The organism is Pseudochelatococcus lubricantis (assembly GCF_042432495.1).
In the GTDB taxonomy this organism is placed as follows: domain Bacteria; phylum Pseudomonadota; class Alphaproteobacteria; order Rhizobiales; family Beijerinckiaceae; genus Pseudochelatococcus; species Pseudochelatococcus lubricantis.
Genome location: NZ_JBHLXC010000002.1, coordinates 855,464 through 870,761 on the forward strand (window position 1 = coordinate 855,464; position 15,298 = coordinate 870,761).

A 15,298-nucleotide genomic window follows, 5' to 3' on the forward strand; every position below is an offset into this window, starting at 1 on the left:
TCCTCAAGGATGTGTTGCCCCACCATCAACCGTGATCGACTGGCCGGTGATGAAGTCCGACCTTCGGCTGGCGAGGAAGAGCATCACCCCAACCAGGTCATCGGGGACCTGCCTGCGGGGGATGCACTGCATTTCCACGATCCGCTGCCCGGATGCGCTCGTGACCGTCTCGCGGTCGATTTCCGTCTCGACGGACCCAGGCAGCACCGCGTTCACGGTGATCCCGTGCGCGCCCACCTCACGCGCCATCGAGCGCGTCATCCCGATCAGCGCGGCCTTGGAGGTGGTGTAGTGCAGGTAGTTTGGGCGACCGAGCGTTACCGCGCCCGATGAGATATTGACGATGCGGCCGAAACCTCGCCGCCGCATTGCCGGCATGACTGCCCTCGCGCACAGGAACGGGCCAGTAACGTTGACACGCTGGACACGCTCCCAGACATCGAGCGGTATGTCCTCGAAGGGCTGCATCTTCAACGTGGAGAAGATCGCGGCGTTGTTGATCAGAATGTCGACATGGCCGAGCACGTGTTCAATTTCCGCCACCATCGCATCGACTGATGAGGCATCGCCGACATCCACTTTGATCGCGCGCGCGCGCCCGCCGGCCGAAACCAGTTCCTCTGCAGCTTTCTGCGCCTTCTCCAGATTGATATCGGCGACGGCCACGGCCGCTCCCGCATCGGTGAAAGCAGCCGAGAGCGTCCGGCCGATTCCCTGCGCTGCCCCGGTGACAAGGACGACCCGTCCTTCAAGATCCAGCTCTTTCATGCGAATGACCTGAGCTTGGCGCGAAGGTCGCCGCGGTTCCACCAAGGCTTGAGGCCGATGTCTTCGGCAATAACACCGGCACCGATATAGCCGGCGCCGCCAGAGATCGCCCCGCCGGGATGGGCGGGGGAGCCGACCATGTAGAGCCCTTCGATGCCAGTGCGGTAGCCGAAATGACGGTCCATCACCTGATCGGCGCTAAGCGCTCCCATAAAGATGTCGCCGTGGCGCATATTGACAAGCTCCTTAGTATACTCCTTGGCTGTGTAGATACTGCGGCCCAAAACATTGGAATTTCTCATATTCGGGCAGTATTTTGCCCAGGTTTCCATGATCCGGTCTGCGAACTCCTCCTTCCACTCGGAGTAGTCCTTTCCGCCGATATCTGGATTGAGCGGCATCACATGCCATGCATACGTATTGTGTTTGCCCGGAGGCGCCAGCGTCGGATCAAGCGCCGAGAGCGGCCCCGATCCGAACTGGATGATCTCGGGAACGCGGTTGTTCTTCACATCATCGAACGCACTGGTGAGATCCGAGAGCGTCTCGGCACCGATGCTCCATTTTTGTGAAAGTTGAATGTTTGGATCGAATGCGGCTGCCGAGAAGCGGGGCGTCTCTTCGAGTGCAAGGTGGAGGCCGAACAGTGTCCATCCTGTATACTTGAATCCGTCCATCTTTTCCGCCATCCGCTGCGGAAGTTGATCGCGCCCGATGAACTTTTCGAAAGTCTGATGCACGTCGAGCGTCGAGGCAACGAAGCTCGTGGCTCTGGCGCTGCGGCCGTCGGTAAAGTCGACGCCGACCGCACGTCCGTTCTCGATGATGATCCTGTCCGTTTCGCACTGGTTCCAGAAAGTGCCGCCGGCTTGGATGAAGCGCTCCATCAGGCCACGCGCCAGGTTGAAGCTACCACCCTTGCACAGTTGGTATCCCGACTGCAGGTCGAAAGCACGGATCACTGAACCCATCGGGCTTGTTTTGTTGAGCGTATCGGTTAGCCAGGTCCCGAACAGGGAGACCTTGAACAGGAAGAGCAATTTGACCTGTTCGCATTCGAATAGCTCGTTGACGAGTTCGAATGGCTGCCGCGAGCATACCGCAAGGAAATCGCGCCCCAGCGCACTTGCCGACAGAAGCTCTTCCCGCTCTGCGTGGGTGAGTGGCTCGGCATAACGTTCGGGCAGGAAAATCCGTTCCGTGATCAGTTCAGCCTTGCGGTTCCACTCGCGGAACGTCCCGGCATCCTTTTTCGAGAAGCGCGCGATGTTGGCGAGCGTCTCCTCAAGATCCCGCCCGAAAACCAGCGCGCTGCCATCCGAATGCGCTTGGCCGAATTCATAGCGCGGCGTGATGTAGGGTACGCTCTCGTTGAGTTGCAGGTCCTGGTACCATGGTGTGTGCGAGATATGAAAATGATTGATGGAATGGAGGTTATGGTAAAATCCGGGCAGCGTGACTTCGCTCGTGTTTAGCCCGCCACCGTACATGAGGCGCCGTTCCGTCAATAATACCCTGAGGCCGGCCTTGGCCATGTAAGTGCCAAGGATAAGGCCATGGTGACCAGCACCGATAATGACCGCGTCAAACTGCATGCACACCTCCCTCACGCCTCTCGTTGCAGCGACCTGCGCGCCAACACGCCGCCGATTGACATCATTCATAAAGCCCCCGGCATTGCCTGTCCAAATCAAAGGCATTAGACTAGCAATAAGTTTTCCTTTTGACTGGAGAGTGGGTTGGAGCTGAAACAGCTGCGGGCACTGATCGCCGTGGAGCGGTGGAGCAATATTACCCGCGCCGCAGAGCAGCTTGGCATCTCGCAGCCAGCCCTCGGCATGCAGCTTAGCGCGCTTGAGGAAGCGCTGGGCGTCAAGCTGCTTGAACGCCACTCACGCGGCGTACACCTCAGCACCGCCGGCCGTCATCTTGCCTCACGTGCGAAGGAGATCCTCTCGCTCACAGACCGTGTGCGGATCGAGGTCATGGACATGGCCGAACGGCCTCATGGCACTATCCGGGTCGGGATGTCGCCAAGCGCCAGCCTCCTTCTCGCGATGGATCTTATCACGGTCGCATCGGCGGCTATGCCTGATGTCAAGCTAAAGTTCGTGGAGAATTCGAGCGCCGTTACACTCGAATGGCTTGACCTCAACCGTATTGACCTGGCTTTCGTATTTGGCACAGTCAGGCATAAAACATTCGATGCGCAGATACTTCTGAATGAGCGGCTTTGCTACGTGGCGGCAAGTGGCGACGCACCAAACTACCGCTCGATTACACTTTCGGAGATCGCATCGGGCAACATGATATTGCCAGGTGGCAGTGACTCAGTGCGTCAGGCCATCGACCGAGCGGCATCGAGCTTGGGGCTGACGCTCAACATTCTTTTCGAGATGCAATCAATTCATACTGCCATCGACTTTGTCGCTCGACGTTACGGAGCGACCATTCTGCCTGCCGCGCTGATCAAGCGACTGCGTGTGATGGGCGACTTCGATGTCCGCCCAATTATCGAGCCGGATATCGTCCGTCCCTTATCCATGGTTCATACGCGAGACCGCGAACTCTCTAAAGCAGAGCGGCAACTGATCTCCATCAGCCGCAAGCTCATTCGTGAAAAACAAAAAAGCCTTGAGCCGTCATGGTACACGCTGACTCTGTAAGATTGAACCGACCATCATAGCCGTTCGGGCAAGGGCGGCGACAGGGGAAGCGTCGAGGGCCTGTCGCTCGCGCTCGGCAGCATGCGCCAGAGCCTCGCTCTAATACAACGGACTCTACCAAAATCTGGAGGAAGTTAAGGGGTCCAGGTCATAACCAGTACAGTTCGGTTTATGTCGTACCGACGGCGGCGACGATAGTTCCGGCTCGGCTGGTGAACTGCTCTGCCGTTCCGGCGGTGCTGACGATTCTGTCCGGCCTGACCAACAGCCATTGCCCGTGATAGCCGGCCAATATCGCGTCGAGCCGGTCATCGACGACATTAACGGTAACGGCCCCGGCATCCGGTTCGGAAGCGTTTTTTACCGACGGCGTCGCCTCCCGCGGGCTAACGCTGACGACGCGGGCGTCGAGCGTCCTTGCGAATGAAAGGATATCCGGCGGAACCTGGCTTGTATCGACGCCCACGATTGCGAAGCGCAGGCCGATCACGTCATCGAGCTTCCGTTCCCCGTCCTGCGTCCGGATGGTCGGATTGGGCAGCAGGCGTCCGACGACTTCATGATCGGCCCCGGTTTCCGCGCCCTGCTCGATCAGGCGCGAGCGCAGAAAGGGCTTGGGGACGTATTTCATGTTGGCGATGTAGCGCCGCGCGGGCGGGACGAGCCTCAGCAGCCCGAAGAACAGATCCCGCAGCAGAGAGACGACCGGTGAATGAACGGCTTGCAGCTTGCCGTTCACCGTCGCCATGCGAATGGTTCTGCGCACGGCTTCCCACCGCTCGTCGTGATAGGTGTCGAGCAATGCAGGGGGCGCCCCGCCGCGAATGACGCGCGCCAGTTTCCAGCCCAGGTTGCCGGCGTCACGCGCGCCGCTGTTCATACCTTGCGAGCCGAACACCGGCATAAGATGGGCGGCATCGCCGATCAGGAAGGCGCGTCCCTTGCCCAGGCGCGCCGCGAGAAGCGAACGGAACGTGTGGACGACCTTGCGGATGATCTTCAGGCTGTCGTAGTCGCGATAGGGTTTGAACAGCTTCCGTAAGGTCGTGTCATCAAGCAGCTGATCGGCGGTTTCCTCGGGACGCAGAGAAAATTCGAACCGCCGGCCGTTCGGCGCCGGCATGCTGAAGAAGTTGCGTCGCCAGCCCATCCTGGTCAGGGCGAGGGGGCTGTCATCGATGTCGTCGAGAACGTCGATGACGACATGGCGTATGTTGAAGCCATCGACCTCATCCAGCGGGATGCCGAGCTGCTTCCGGCAAACGCTGTGCGCGCCGTCCGCGCCGACCAGAAAGCGTCCGGTGTCATGCGTGACGCTGCCGTCCGCATGCGTGCTGGTGACATGCACGCCGTCGCCGTCTTGTGTGAAGCCGGTGACCTCGGTGCCGAACCGGACATCCACATACCCGGTCGCGAGCGCCCCCTCATACAGGATTTCCTCGAAGCGCGGCTGGAAGATGGCGGCGCGGTTGGGGAAGTTGTGTTCCGTCAGCCGTCCGTCGACATGCGCGAGCGTCAGTCCGAGCGGCGAAACGTAGTCGTAGGAAATGGGATATTTCGCGTGTTCCGCCACGGCCTTGCCCAGACCAAGAGTGCTGAGCAGGCGGAAGAACTCGTCATCGATGTTGAGCGCCTTGGGCAGCGGCGACAGGGCGGGGTCCTTTTCCAGTACCAGGACCCTGACAGCAAGCCTGCCCAATATGTTCGCCAGGGTCAGGCCGGAGGGGCCGGTTCCCACGACGACGACGTCATAAGTCTGTGTCACGTTACCTTGTCCCGGGTCCGGTTTCGATGGGAAGGTCTTCGCGATGGCCCCATTCGTACAGCGACGCGTCGTACAGGGTCGTGTCTTCCCGCCCGGCCAGGGCGAGGGCGAACAGCACCAACGTCGCGGAGATGCCGCCGCCGCAATAGGCGACGATATCGCCTTCATGGGTCAGCAGGCCTTTGTCGCGCAAAAGGCCGATGATGCGCTCCCTGTCGAGGAAAAGGTTGGTTTGCGGGTCGATCAGCGAGGCTGCCGGCAGGTTCAGGCTGCCGGGGATATGCCCTGGCCGGCCGCCGTGGACGGGGGTTTCTCCTGAAAACCTGTCGGGAGAAAGCGCGTTGACCAGCAGCAGGTCCGGGGCGCCGAGCCGTTCCCGGAGCGTGTCGGCGTCGATGACGCGGTCGAGCCGCGTCGCGACGACGATGTCGCCGGGCGGCGGAACGGGGGCGGGGCCTGTTTCGACGGGATGCCCGCGCCTGCGCCATTCTTTCAGCCCGCCATCGAGAACGGCAATGTTCTTCAGCCCATGAAGCTGGAAAAGCCACCATATGCGTGTCGCCCACCACGGACTGGCGGTGCTGTAGACCACGAGCGTGTCATGCTGCTTCACGCCCAGTTTTTGCAACCCTTCCGCGAAGGCCTCTTTGGAAGGCACGGTGAACGGATAGCTGCTGTCGGGATCGGACAGGTCCCGCTGGAGATCAATGAAGCGCGCACCCGGAATGTGCGCTTCCTCGTAGGCGGCGATCCCGGGGACGATGCGTTCGACACCGGCTTCGCTGATGATGCTCGTGCTGCTGTCGAAAACGACGACATCATCACGGTGCAGATTTTGCGCAAGCCAGTCGACGGTCACGACCGGGCCGGGAAGCGTGGGACTGTTCTGGGACATGACGGCACCCGGTTCAGGCTGTTACTGCTGGAGGAAGAAACGCTGGAGCTGTTCGGTCGAAGGCTTCGCCTTCAGGAGTCCCAAGGCTGCCATGTTGGCCGACAGGGTCACGGCTTCGGCAGGGTAGAGCGTCGAGTCGAGCGTGACGCGCTTGACGCCGATTTCCACGATATCTTTCGGGAAACCCTGCGATGAAATGATGAAATCGACCCACTTTCCTTCATCCTCACGGAACTTGGCCGTCGATTTGTTGGCGGCGTTCCGGATGTCTCCCACCAGGTCGCCGTGCTTCTCGATGAAGGCCGTGCTGGCGGCGATGCCGTTGTTCAGCCCCTTGAAGGAATTGTCGCCGATGTTGGTGGGCGGATAATAGGCATACTTGCCGCCGACGGCGGTCGCTCCGAAGGGCTCGAAAACCGACACGCATTCGACCGTCTTATCCTTCAGTGCCTGCAACACGGGAGGACCCGCCACGGCGAAGTTGACCTTCGTGATGTCTTTTTCGCTCTGGCCGTGGGTCCTCAACGCATCGTCGATGAAGATCTCGGGAAATCCGGAGACGACGCCGACCGTCTTGCCCTTGAGGTCCGGCCAATCCGCGATCTTGACGTCGTTGCTGCAGACCAGGTTGATTGCACCGCGCGCCAGACCGGTGATGAATTTGAAGTTCGGATCGGTATTCTTCGCCGCCTCGGTGATCAGATTGGCGTAACCCAGCGACGAGATGTCGATGTCGCCGCGGACCAGCGCGATAGCCGCGTCTGCATAGCGCTGAAACTTGACGTACTCGAAATTGACCTTGTCCTTGAGATCGCCAAAGGGAAGATCGAGGATGGCCGCGTCATGCAGCTGGGAGAAATAACCCACCTTGACTGTCGGCTTGTCGGCGGCCTCGGCCGGGCGCAGGCCCGTCGCGACACCCGATATTGCGAGCGCCAGCGCGGCAATGACATGAAACTTCATCATGAACTCCTGTTTGCTATAGCCCGAGTGTTTTCAGTGCGATCGATTTGAGCCGGTTGAAGGCGCTGTCGGTGACTTCGCGCGGATAGGGCAGATCGACGGACAGTTCGGCGGCGACCTCGGCCGGTCGGCGCGTCAGGATGTAGACACGGTTGCCGAGATAGATCGCCTCGTCGACGCTGTGGGTGATCAGCACGATGGAAACGCCTGTCGCCTGCCAGATATGGAGCAGCTTCTGCTGCATCTGCTGTCGGGTCAGGGCATCCAGCGCGGCGAAGGGCTCGTCCATCAGCAGCACGCGGCTTTCGGTCACGAGGACGCGCGCGATGGAAGCCAGCTGGCGCATGCCGCCGGAAAGCTGGTGCGGCCAGCTGCCGCTGAACTGCTCAAGCCCCACCGTGGCCAGCGCCGCGCGCACCTTCGCGTCGCGCTCGCGTCGCGTAAGCCGCGTGTTCATCAGCCCGAAGGCGACGTTATCGTGCACCGACAGCCAGGGAAACAGGGCGGCTGTATCCTGAAACACGACGCCCTGACCGTGCCGGGGGCCGTGGATCTCTCTTCCGCCGATCAGTGCGGTGCCGCCCGTAGCCTGTTCAAAACCGGCCAGAATGTTCAGCAGTGAGCTTTTCCCACAGCCGGACGGGCCGAGAATCGTGACGAACTCCCCGGCCTCGACGAAGATATCCACGTTCTTGATGGCGAGGACGCCGCCACCCGGACCCGGGTAGGTTTTGGCGAGGCCGTGGACGTCAATCCGTGCCGCGGACGGAGCGTGCCCGAAAGGAGCGTTCATCGGAACGTCCCCTGATGCCAGAACAGATAGCGCCTGACCACGCGCTGCACGATGAGGTCGGACAGGAAGCCGAACAGGCCGACCGTCGCCATCGCCGCGACGACGACGTCCATCCGGTTGTAGTAATAGGCGTCCCACAATTCGTAGCCCAGTCCCGATTTCACGGCCACCATCTCGGAGATCACGACCAGCATCCACGCCAGCCCGATGGCAACCCGCGCTCCCACCAGCAGCGATGGCAACGCTGAAGGAACGACGACACGGCTGAGTATCTGGAAGCGAGTCGCGCCAAGCATGAGCGCGCTGCGCAGGTGCAGGGGAGAAACCTGCCGCGCGCCCGCCATGGCATTCAGGACGATGGGGAAAAACGCGCCGACAGCCACCAACGCAATGGCTGCCGAGTTGCCGATGCCGAAAAAGATCAGGCAGAAGGGGATCCACGCTACGGTCGGAATCGGCCGGATCAATTGCAGGACGGGGTCCACCAGATTGGCCGCGACCCTGTAGGATCCCATCAGGATGCCCAAGGGAGCGCCGATGGCCAACGCTACCAGAAAACCACAGATGACCCTTCCGGCACTGTCGCGCAACGAAGCAGCCCAAGTGCCGGAATAGCGTCCGCCGTCGCCGAAAACCCACTCGGTCATCGCTTGCACGACCTCGACCGGAGAGGGGATGAACCCGTCGCCGAACCGATATACCTGAACGAGATATTGCCAAAGGCCGAGAAGGAAGATCAGCGGTATCGATCGCCAGATGACGGTTGTGTCCGATACCGCGCCGGCAAGCCTGTTCTTGAACGACATCGCAGATAAGGGCCGTAAGTGAGTTTCTAACAGAGACGCAGGAACGTAGAGCTATCAGGTTCAGTTCATTCGATATCTGCGAATCGTCGATATAATCACATAATCAATAGCTTTTGTCAACAAAAAGGGCGCGCCTGTCGCTATCCAGCCATTCAGCTCTCTGCTGCAGCGGAGTAGTATTGGTTATTTTTACGATTGCGATTTATGCTGTTTCTAGCGGCTGTTATTGGACATAGATAGGATATGGCCGAGATAAAACTGATCGGATACAAGGAGAATTGCGTAGCCAATACGACAGGTATTGGCTACGCAATGCGTGGACGCTGATAGCTCTTGGACCGCGCGGCCAGCCTCCACGGCTTTGCCGGGCCGGAGGACTGGGACAGACAGTCGAAAGCTGGCACAACGGCAAGATCATGGCGGATGAACAGGCAGTCGCGCTGGGACAAGCGTAGCAGATCCGGAATTCCTGCCTGAACCGGGACGTCCGGCGTGGATATCGCGTCAGGAGGCGTGGACCGCGTTGACGAATTCGATGCCACCGAGCTTCGGCGCGAAGAGCGTCCAGACTTGCTGCGCGGCATTCTCCCAGGCAGTCCTGTCCGTCACCGCCAGAATCTGGCCGCCCGCACTCTTCGACTGCGCGACGGAGACGTCCTCGTCCTTGATGATGAGTTCGTTGAAATAGGTGGCGCCTTCGGCGGCGGCTTCCGAAAACGCCTGCTTTTCCTCGTCGTTGAGGGAGTTCCAGAACTTCGCCGAGAGATATACCGTTCCGCTCGCCCAGATGTGCGCCGTCTCGATGAGGAAGGGCACGACCTCATACAGCTTCAATCCGGCATATGCCGATTTCGTCAGGTCCATCGCGTCGGCGACACCCGTTTTTAGAGCGTTGTAGGTCTCCGCGATGGGCAGGGCGATCGGCTGCGCCTTGAGCGCCTTCCAGAGTTCCGTGTGGACGGGGTTCGGAACCGCCCGCACGCGCTTGCCGGCGAGGCCCTCCGGCGTGAGAATGGCTTCCTTCGCCAGCAGGTGGCGGGCGCCGTAGTTGATGTAGCCGAGGGCGACGAACCCCTGCTCGGCGATGGCGGACTTGAGGTCCTGCCCCACCTGTCCATCGAGGACGCGTTGCAGGTGTTCGCGATCCCGGAACAGGAAGGGCAGGTCCAGGATCTGCGCCTGCGGCACCCAGCCGGCGAAAACCGAGGTCGTTGACACGCTGCCCTGGATCGAGCCCAGCCGGATGCCTTCGGCGACTTCCTTCTCGCCGCCGCCCAGCGCCCCGTTCGGCACGATACGGAACTGGAAGCGACCGGGAAGCTTGTTCTCCACGATGTCGCGAATGCGATGCCAAACCAGCGTCTCAGGCTTGTCGTTGCCGAGCAGGGAGGCAATCGTCACCGTGCGCCCGGCCGCCTGCGCGCCGCGGGGCAGTCCGAACGCCGCCGCCACGCCGGTGCCGATGAAGGCCGTTGCCTGACGTCTCGTAATGGAACTCATGTAATGGTCCTTTCTGGAGCAAATATCTGATGGAACTAGACGATTGCCCATAAGCCGGCCGCGATCGACATGGCCAGCAAGCCGAGTATGAGCGCACCGACAAGCGGCAGGACCGCGCGGAACACCTTGCCGGCGGGCAGGCCGGCGATACCCGCGGCGATGAACACCAGCGACCCCACCGGCGGCGTCAGGCTCCCGATCATGAGATTGACGACGATGATCACGCCGAAGTGGATGGGATCGATGCCGGCCGACACCGCCGCCGGAAGCAGGAGTGGCCCTAACAGCAGGATCGCCACGCCGATCTCCAGCGGGCATCCCACGATCAGAAGGAGGATATTGGCGGCGAGCAGGAAGGTAAAAGGATCGCCGCTCACGCTCTGCAGCGTGGCATCCAGTGCCGCCGGTATCTGATCCACCGCCAGCAGGAAAGTGAAGGGCGCCGTTGAGGCGATGAGCAGGCCAACGGCAGCGGCTTCCCTTGCTGCCTGCGTGAAGGCGCCCGCCAGCGCCGCCGCGACACCCTTGGAGCGGTGGATGTAGAACGAAGCCAGAAGCAGGGCGTAGCCGGCCGCAAGCGCGCTCGCCTCCGTCGTCGTGACGACGCCGAGGCGAATGCCGAGCAGGATGATGACGCCGAGGCCCAGCACCGGCGACGCGCTTGCGAGCGCACTCCAGCGCTGCTGCCCTGAGGCGGCAACGCCGCTTGCCGTCTCCGGCGCGACGAGGCGCAGTGTCAGCGCAAGCACGAGCGCGATGAAGAGCCCTCCCACAAGGCCGCCGACGAAAAGCGAGCCGATGGAAAGATTCGTCGCCACGGCGAGCATCAGGAACGCGACCGATGGCGGCAGGATGTTCGGGAGGACCGCCGTGGTGGCGACGATCGCCGCGGCGAGTTCCGGCCGATAGCCGCGCGCCACGAGGCCGGGGGCGAGAACCTTCGCGCCGAAGGCCGCGTCCGCCAGGGAGGAGCCCGAGATGCCCGAGAAAAAGACGTTGGTGAGCAACGTGGTTTGCGCCAATCCGCCGCGCCTGTGACCGACGAGAGCATCCGCCAGCGCGACGAGTCTGCCTGCGAGCCCGCCCACGAGCATGAGTGTCCCGGCGAGCAGGAAGAAGGGAATTGCAAGGAGCAGAAAGGAGCTGACGCCCGATACCGCAGTCTGGAGAACTCCCGTCTGTGGCAGGAGGCTGCCCAGCGGCACCACGAGCGACAATGCCGACAGCAGGGCATGGGGCAGGGGGGCGCCGAGCAGCAGCCCCAGGAAGCCCGCAAGCCCCGCGACGAGGCTCGGCATGGCGAAAGAGGCGACCTCACGCTGCTCGCTGAAAAGGAACAGCGCGATGCCGACCGCCAGGCTGCCGGCAATGAGCCGCGGGTGGCGACCTTCGGCGACAAGGCGTAGCAGGACGACCGCGCCGCCTAGGAGCCCCGCCGCGGGCGCCAGCCCGTAGCGCCACCATTCGGGCCAGCCCAGCACCGGGGAAACGCCGCCGGTCTCGCCGATGAGCGCGAGACCGCTCGCGACAAGCAGCAGCGAGGCATGGATCACGATGCCGTGGCTGACCATCTCGCACACGTCGCGCGGATATCCTTGCAGGCGGGATGAGATGAGATCGAAGCGCATGGCGAGCGCGCTGCCGGCCACCAGCGGATAACCGACGAAGATCAGCGCGATGTAGAGCCAGGTCGCCAGCTCGTCCGAGCCGCTGATGCCGCCCGTTCCCGAATAGCGCAGGGCGACCGCGACCAGCACCATCGCCAGCAGGATGGCCAGCAGGACACCGCCGACGGCCGCCAGAGACTGCTCCAGGATGCCCAGGACGGCGGCCGCGCGCATAGAGGAACGGGAGATGGCGCCGGGAGACGCCGCGTCGGCGCTCACAGCCGCAGTTCGACGGGCTTGACTGCGGCGAGGGCCAGAATGATCGGCACGGCGTCGCCGTCCCCCGGCCCGCCCTCGACGACTTGCGCGATCAAAAGGCCGGCGCGGGCGAAGGCGTTGAGCAGGTCCGCCAGCGGCCAGTGCCAGCCTCCGGTGCGGCTGCGGATGCGCGTCTGCGGGAAATGCGAGGGTTCGAGCCAGCCGCCCTTGCGGTATCCCGGCTTCAGGCGCACCGAGCCGTCCTCCTCCGCCAGCGAATAGCCGCCGTTGAAGCAGGGATGGACGCCGATGTTGACGATGCGCCCGCCGGGGGCCAGCACGCGGTATATCTCGCTCAGGGAGCGGTCGAGGTCGCCCCAGGACGCGGTGGTGAAGGTCGTATAGGCCGTTGCGACCGAGCCCGAGCGCAGGGGGAGGGCGTGCGCCGTTGCCTGCGCCACGGCAAGCCGACGTGCGGCGATGCGAAGCTGGTCGATCGACAGGTCGACGCCGACCGGCTCGTAGCCGAGTTCCCGAACGACACCCGCCGATTGCCCGGTGCCACAGCCGATATCGATAGCGATCCCGTCACCCTTTCCGAGCAGGTCGGCGAGTATGCCGTAGCCGGCGGTCGCCAGCGCGCCACGCTCGCCGGGCGCGCTCATGGCGTCATCATACCACCCGGACAGGCCCTCGAACTGGGAAACCGGGCGTAGCTGCGTCGGCTGCGGCGCCGTTGGGGAGAGGGGCGTCGCCTCCGCGGCGAGGAGCAGGGGGATGCCGTCCCGGACCGGATAGCTGCGTAGCGCCCCGCGATTCTCGAGCGCGTCGGCGGCATCGGACAGCACGAGCGGTTCGTGATCCTGCGGGTCGGCCAAGAGGGACAGAAGTCTGTTATCGAGCGCCATCGTGTGTATCCAGTCGGAAAAGATGATCGAGCAGCAGGGGAGCGAAGGTGCCGGGACCGCCGGCCTCGCGACCGGCCCGCTCTCCGGCGGCGGCGAAGACGGCAACGGCGGAGGTGGCGGCTTCCAGCGGTGCGATACCGGCGCCGAGGAAGGCGCCGATGATGATCCCGAGCGCGCAGCCCGTTCCCGTGACTCGGGCCATGAGCGGATGTCCGCCGCCGACCGCGCGGAGGACGTGCCCGTCGGTGATGAAATCCGTCGCCCCCGTGACGGCGACGACCCCGCCCGTCCGGCGGGCGAGAGCGCGTGCGGCATCGACGGCAGCGGCGGAGTCGACTGTCGTGTCCGCCCCCTTGCCGCCGCCGTCGATGCCGGCCAGCGTCAGTGTTTCCGACGCATTGGCCTTGATGACAGTGGGCTGGAGATCGAGCAGCCGACGCGCGAATTGCGTCCTGAAGGTGAGGCGGCCGATGGCGGCGGGATCGAGCAGCCATGGTTTGCCGGTCCTGTGCGCGGCTGTCGCCGAATCCAGCATCGTCGCGGCCTTCTGCTCCGTGATGGAGGCCAGATCGATCACGATCGCATCCGCGATCGCGGCGAATTGCGTCACCTCCTGTCCGGCGGCGATCATCGCCGGGGATGCGCCCGTCGCGAGGGCGGCATTGGCCATGAACATGGCGGCGATGGAGTTCGTCAGGCCGTGGACGAGCGGCGCGGCCTCACGCATGCGGCGCAAATTCGCCACGATGTCCGGGTCTGGCCAGGCTTTCCAGGCGCACGAGGTGTCGCTTGTCGCGTTCATGATGACCTCATCCAGGCCTCGATCCATCGTCACTGACGGCCTCTAGTGCAGTGTCCCGCGGAGGCTCTCGTCGTATGGCCGCGCTTCTGCGAGACGGCCCGTCCGGAATTTTTCCACCCATGCGGGATCGGCCAGGTGGGCCCTTCCCAGAGCCACCATGTCGATCTTCTCACGTTCCACGGCGCGCGCCAGCGTTTCCAGATTCCCGAGCGTCATGGCGGGATCCGCCACGGCAATGCCTCCGACCGCGATGACGGGCCGGCCCGTCAGCTCCCGGACACGGGAGGCAAGCGGACGATCGCCGGCGAATGCGCCACCGTAGGGCAAGACGTCGAACGCCGCCGTATCGAGGTGGAAGATGGACACACCGGCATCGGCGCAGGGGCGCAGCAGGGCCGAGAGTTCCGCGTCGCTTTGCGCGAGCGGCGTCCTGCCGTCGGAACGGCGCCACTCGCTCACGCGCAGGATGATCGGAAAATCATCCCCCACCTCCCTGCGGACACTGCGGACGACTGCTGTCACCAACGGCTCTCCGTCACCCGTCGTGGTGAACAGGTCGGCGGTATGCTTGCCTCCGCCCTGAATCTCCACGCCATCGAAGCCGGCGCGGGCGATTTCCGCGCCGGCCGCTACATATGTGTGTAGAAGTTGCGCAACGCTTTCCGGCGGGATCGACCCCGTGTCCGGATCCGGCTTCAGGTGGGCATGCCAGATCTGGGGCGCGATCCCCGCGCCGGCGTCATGCACCGCATGGACGATGTCACGCCACGCGGCCAGCGCCGCCTCGCCGAAGAAGACGGGAACATCCGGCTGTGACAGCGGCCCCTCGGTGTCGATGTATCCGCCCTCGGTGATGATGAGGCCGGTGCCTCCCTCCGCGCGCCGCTTGTAGTAGGCGCCGACATCACTCCCCGGCACACCTCTCGTGGAGAAGCGCCGAGTCATCGCCGGCATGACAAAACGATTCCGGAGAATGCGTCCGCCAAACCTGAATGAGTTGAACAACGGCACTGCGAAACTGGGATGGGCGACCATTCCGACGATACTCGACCTGAGTCATTGATGATTTTGTCGATGAACTTACTAGAGAATTGTGTGATGTCAAACGAATAAGGCCTCTCCCGGCGCCGTCGACAACGGCGGTGCTGCTCGTGTCACAGGCGGCTATCATATTGAATAAAAATATTTATCAGAGTGCCGTCCTGCTGGACGAGGGAAGAGGCGGTGATGCCCTCCCGGCGGGGGCAGTCTCCGTCAGGATGGCCTTGGCGGGGCTATTCTATCCTGTTTATGTCTTCTCTAGGTTCTCCGTCTCTGCCGGGTTATATCCGTGATCACGTGGTCTGTTGCGCGATGCCGGATCAGGAGGCAACTGGGTGCGCAAGCTCACGCGCCCGGTGATACGCTTCGCCGCAGGCTTCGAACGCGAAGACATCGCGGTACGCGCTGCCCTTGATCCGGTCGGCGTCCGAACCGGCCGGGTTGGCCTCATCGCCGGCACCGCCGGTTGGTTATAAGTTGTCCAGTTTGTATATTGGTTTTCGCTGAAAGGCTAACTGGAGGATCG

The 15,298-nt window shown here is 62.9% G+C and carries 14 protein-coding genes and 1 pseudogene; 2 read left to right on the forward strand and 13 right to left on the reverse strand.

The features are described from left to right. Nucleotides 1-3: 3 nt before the first annotated feature. Both ACFFJ7_RS06770 and ACFFJ7_RS06775 read right to left on the reverse strand, forming a co-directional pair. Nucleotides 4-768 (reverse strand): SDR family NAD(P)-dependent oxidoreductase, encoded by a 765-nt coding sequence (locus ACFFJ7_RS06770; RefSeq protein WP_377591366.1) that lies wholly within the window; start codon nt 766-768, stop codon nt 4-6. Then, nucleotides 765-2,363 carry a phytoene desaturase family protein gene (locus tag ACFFJ7_RS06775; protein WP_377591368.1) on the reverse strand — a complete coding sequence of 533 codons (1,599 nt, stop codon included), beginning with the start codon at nt 2,361-2,363 and terminating at the stop codon, nt 765-767. The genes ACFFJ7_RS06770 and ACFFJ7_RS06775 overlap by 4 nt, the downstream gene beginning before the upstream one ends. Nucleotides 2,364-2,507: 144 nt before the next feature. Between ACFFJ7_RS06775 and ACFFJ7_RS06780 the strand changes: the two genes are divergently transcribed. Then, nucleotides 2,508-3,434: a LysR family transcriptional regulator gene (locus ACFFJ7_RS06780; protein ID WP_377591370.1), complete on the forward strand. Its 927-nt coding sequence runs from the start codon at nt 2,508-2,510 to the stop codon at nt 3,432-3,434. Between the two features lie 169 nt (nt 3,435-3,603). Here ACFFJ7_RS06780 and ACFFJ7_RS21005 read toward each other — a convergent pair whose 3' ends face one another. From ACFFJ7_RS21005 to ACFFJ7_RS06830, 11 genes and pseudogenes are all read right to left on the reverse strand, one after another. After that, nucleotides 3,604-4,182: a hypothetical protein gene (locus ACFFJ7_RS21005; protein ID WP_512700667.1), complete on the reverse strand. Its 579-nt coding sequence runs from the start codon at nt 4,180-4,182 to the stop codon at nt 3,604-3,606. Between the two features lie 12 nt (nt 4,183-4,194). Next, nucleotides 4,195-5,199: pseudogene (locus tag ACFFJ7_RS21010) on the reverse strand (FAD-dependent monooxygenase); the annotation flags it as partial. A 1-nt stretch (nt 5,200) separates the two neighbouring features. Then, nucleotides 5,201-6,094 (reverse strand): sulfurtransferase, encoded by an 894-nt coding sequence (locus ACFFJ7_RS06790; RefSeq protein ID WP_377591374.1) that lies wholly within the window; start codon nt 6,092-6,094, stop codon nt 5,201-5,203. Nucleotides 6,095-6,115: 21 nt separating this feature from the next. Next, entirely contained in the window at nt 6,116-7,060 is a 945-nt protein-coding gene (locus tag ACFFJ7_RS06795) for an ABC transporter substrate-binding protein (protein ID WP_377591376.1), read from the reverse strand. Nucleotides 7,061-7,073: 13 nt separating this feature from the next. Further along, nucleotides 7,074-7,850 (reverse strand): ABC transporter ATP-binding protein, encoded by a 777-nt coding sequence (locus ACFFJ7_RS06800; protein ID WP_377591379.1) that lies wholly within the window; start codon nt 7,848-7,850, stop codon nt 7,074-7,076. Further along, on the reverse strand, nt 7,847-8,656 hold the full coding sequence (locus ACFFJ7_RS06805; protein WP_377591381.1) for an ABC transporter permease: 810 nt from the start codon (nt 8,654-8,656) through the stop codon (nt 7,847-7,849). The genes ACFFJ7_RS06800 and ACFFJ7_RS06805 overlap by 4 nt, the downstream gene beginning before the upstream one ends. Nucleotides 8,657-9,160: 504 nt before the next feature. Next, nucleotides 9,161-10,156 carry a TRAP transporter substrate-binding protein gene (locus ACFFJ7_RS06810; protein WP_166948244.1) on the reverse strand — a complete coding sequence of 332 codons (996 nt, stop codon included), beginning with the start codon at nt 10,154-10,156 and terminating at the stop codon, nt 9,161-9,163. Nucleotides 10,157-10,191: 35 nt separating this feature from the next. Beyond that, on the reverse strand, nt 10,192-12,042 hold the full coding sequence (locus ACFFJ7_RS06815) for a TRAP transporter large permease (RefSeq protein WP_377591384.1): 1,851 nt from the start codon (nt 12,040-12,042) through the stop codon (nt 10,192-10,194). Further along, nucleotides 12,039-12,929 carry a methyltransferase domain-containing protein gene (locus ACFFJ7_RS06820; RefSeq protein WP_208394038.1) on the reverse strand — a complete coding sequence of 297 codons (891 nt, stop codon included), beginning with the start codon at nt 12,927-12,929 and terminating at the stop codon, nt 12,039-12,041. The genes ACFFJ7_RS06815 and ACFFJ7_RS06820 overlap by 4 nt, the downstream gene beginning before the upstream one ends. Beyond that, a complete protein-coding gene (thiM, locus tag ACFFJ7_RS06825; protein ID WP_166948246.1) occupies nt 12,916-13,731 on the reverse strand; it encodes a hydroxyethylthiazole kinase in 816 nt (271 codons plus the stop codon). Before thiM ends, ACFFJ7_RS06820 begins: the two co-directional genes overlap by 14 nt. A gap of 42 nt (nt 13,732-13,773) precedes the next feature. Next, on the reverse strand, nt 13,774-14,766 hold the full coding sequence (locus tag ACFFJ7_RS06830) for an oxidoreductase (protein ID WP_377591387.1): 993 nt from the start codon (nt 14,764-14,766) through the stop codon (nt 13,774-13,776). A gap of 341 nt (nt 14,767-15,107) precedes the next feature. On the opposite strand from ACFFJ7_RS06830, the gene ACFFJ7_RS06835 reads away from it, so the two are divergent. Further along, a complete protein-coding gene (locus ACFFJ7_RS06835) occupies nt 15,108-15,248 on the forward strand; it encodes a hypothetical protein (RefSeq protein ID WP_166948250.1) in 141 nt (46 codons plus the stop codon). Nucleotides 15,249-15,298 lie beyond the last annotated feature (50 nt).

Coding starts and splice junctions, on each gene's coding strand:
- ACFFJ7_RS06770 (WP_377591366.1), bottom strand. CDS start 768: ATGAAAGAGCTGGATCTTGAAGGACGGGTCGTCCTTGTCACCGGGGCA.
- ACFFJ7_RS06805 (WP_377591381.1), bottom strand. CDS start 8,656: ATGTCGTTCAAGAACAGGCTTGCCGGCGCGGTATCGGACACAACCGTC.
- ACFFJ7_RS06830 (WP_377591387.1), bottom strand. CDS start 14,766: ATGGTCGCCCATCCCAGTTTCGCAGTGCCGTTGTTCAACTCATTCAGG.
- ACFFJ7_RS06800 (WP_377591379.1), bottom strand. CDS start 7,850: ATGAACGCTCCTTTCGGGCACGCTCCGTCCGCGGCACGGATTGACGTC.
- ACFFJ7_RS21005 (WP_512700667.1), bottom strand. CDS start 4,182: ATGGCGACGGTGAACGGCAAGCTGCAAGCCGTTCATTCACCGGTCGTC.
- ACFFJ7_RS06790 (WP_377591374.1), bottom strand. CDS start 6,094: ATGTCCCAGAACAGTCCCACGCTTCCCGGCCCGGTCGTGACCGTCGAC.
- ACFFJ7_RS06810 (WP_166948244.1), bottom strand. CDS start 10,156: ATGAGTTCCATTACGAGACGTCAGGCAACGGCCTTCATCGGCACCGGC.
- ACFFJ7_RS06775 (WP_377591368.1), bottom strand. CDS start 2,363: ATGCAGTTTGACGCGGTCATTATCGGTGCTGGTCACCATGGCCTTATC.
- thiM (WP_166948246.1), bottom strand. CDS start 13,731: ATGAACGCGACAAGCGACACCTCGTGCGCCTGGAAAGCCTGGCCAGAC.
- ACFFJ7_RS06795 (WP_377591376.1), bottom strand. CDS start 7,060: ATGATGAAGTTTCATGTCATTGCCGCGCTGGCGCTCGCAATATCGGGT.
- ACFFJ7_RS06820 (WP_208394038.1), bottom strand. CDS start 12,929: ATGGCGCTCGATAACAGACTTCTGTCCCTCTTGGCCGACCCGCAGGAT.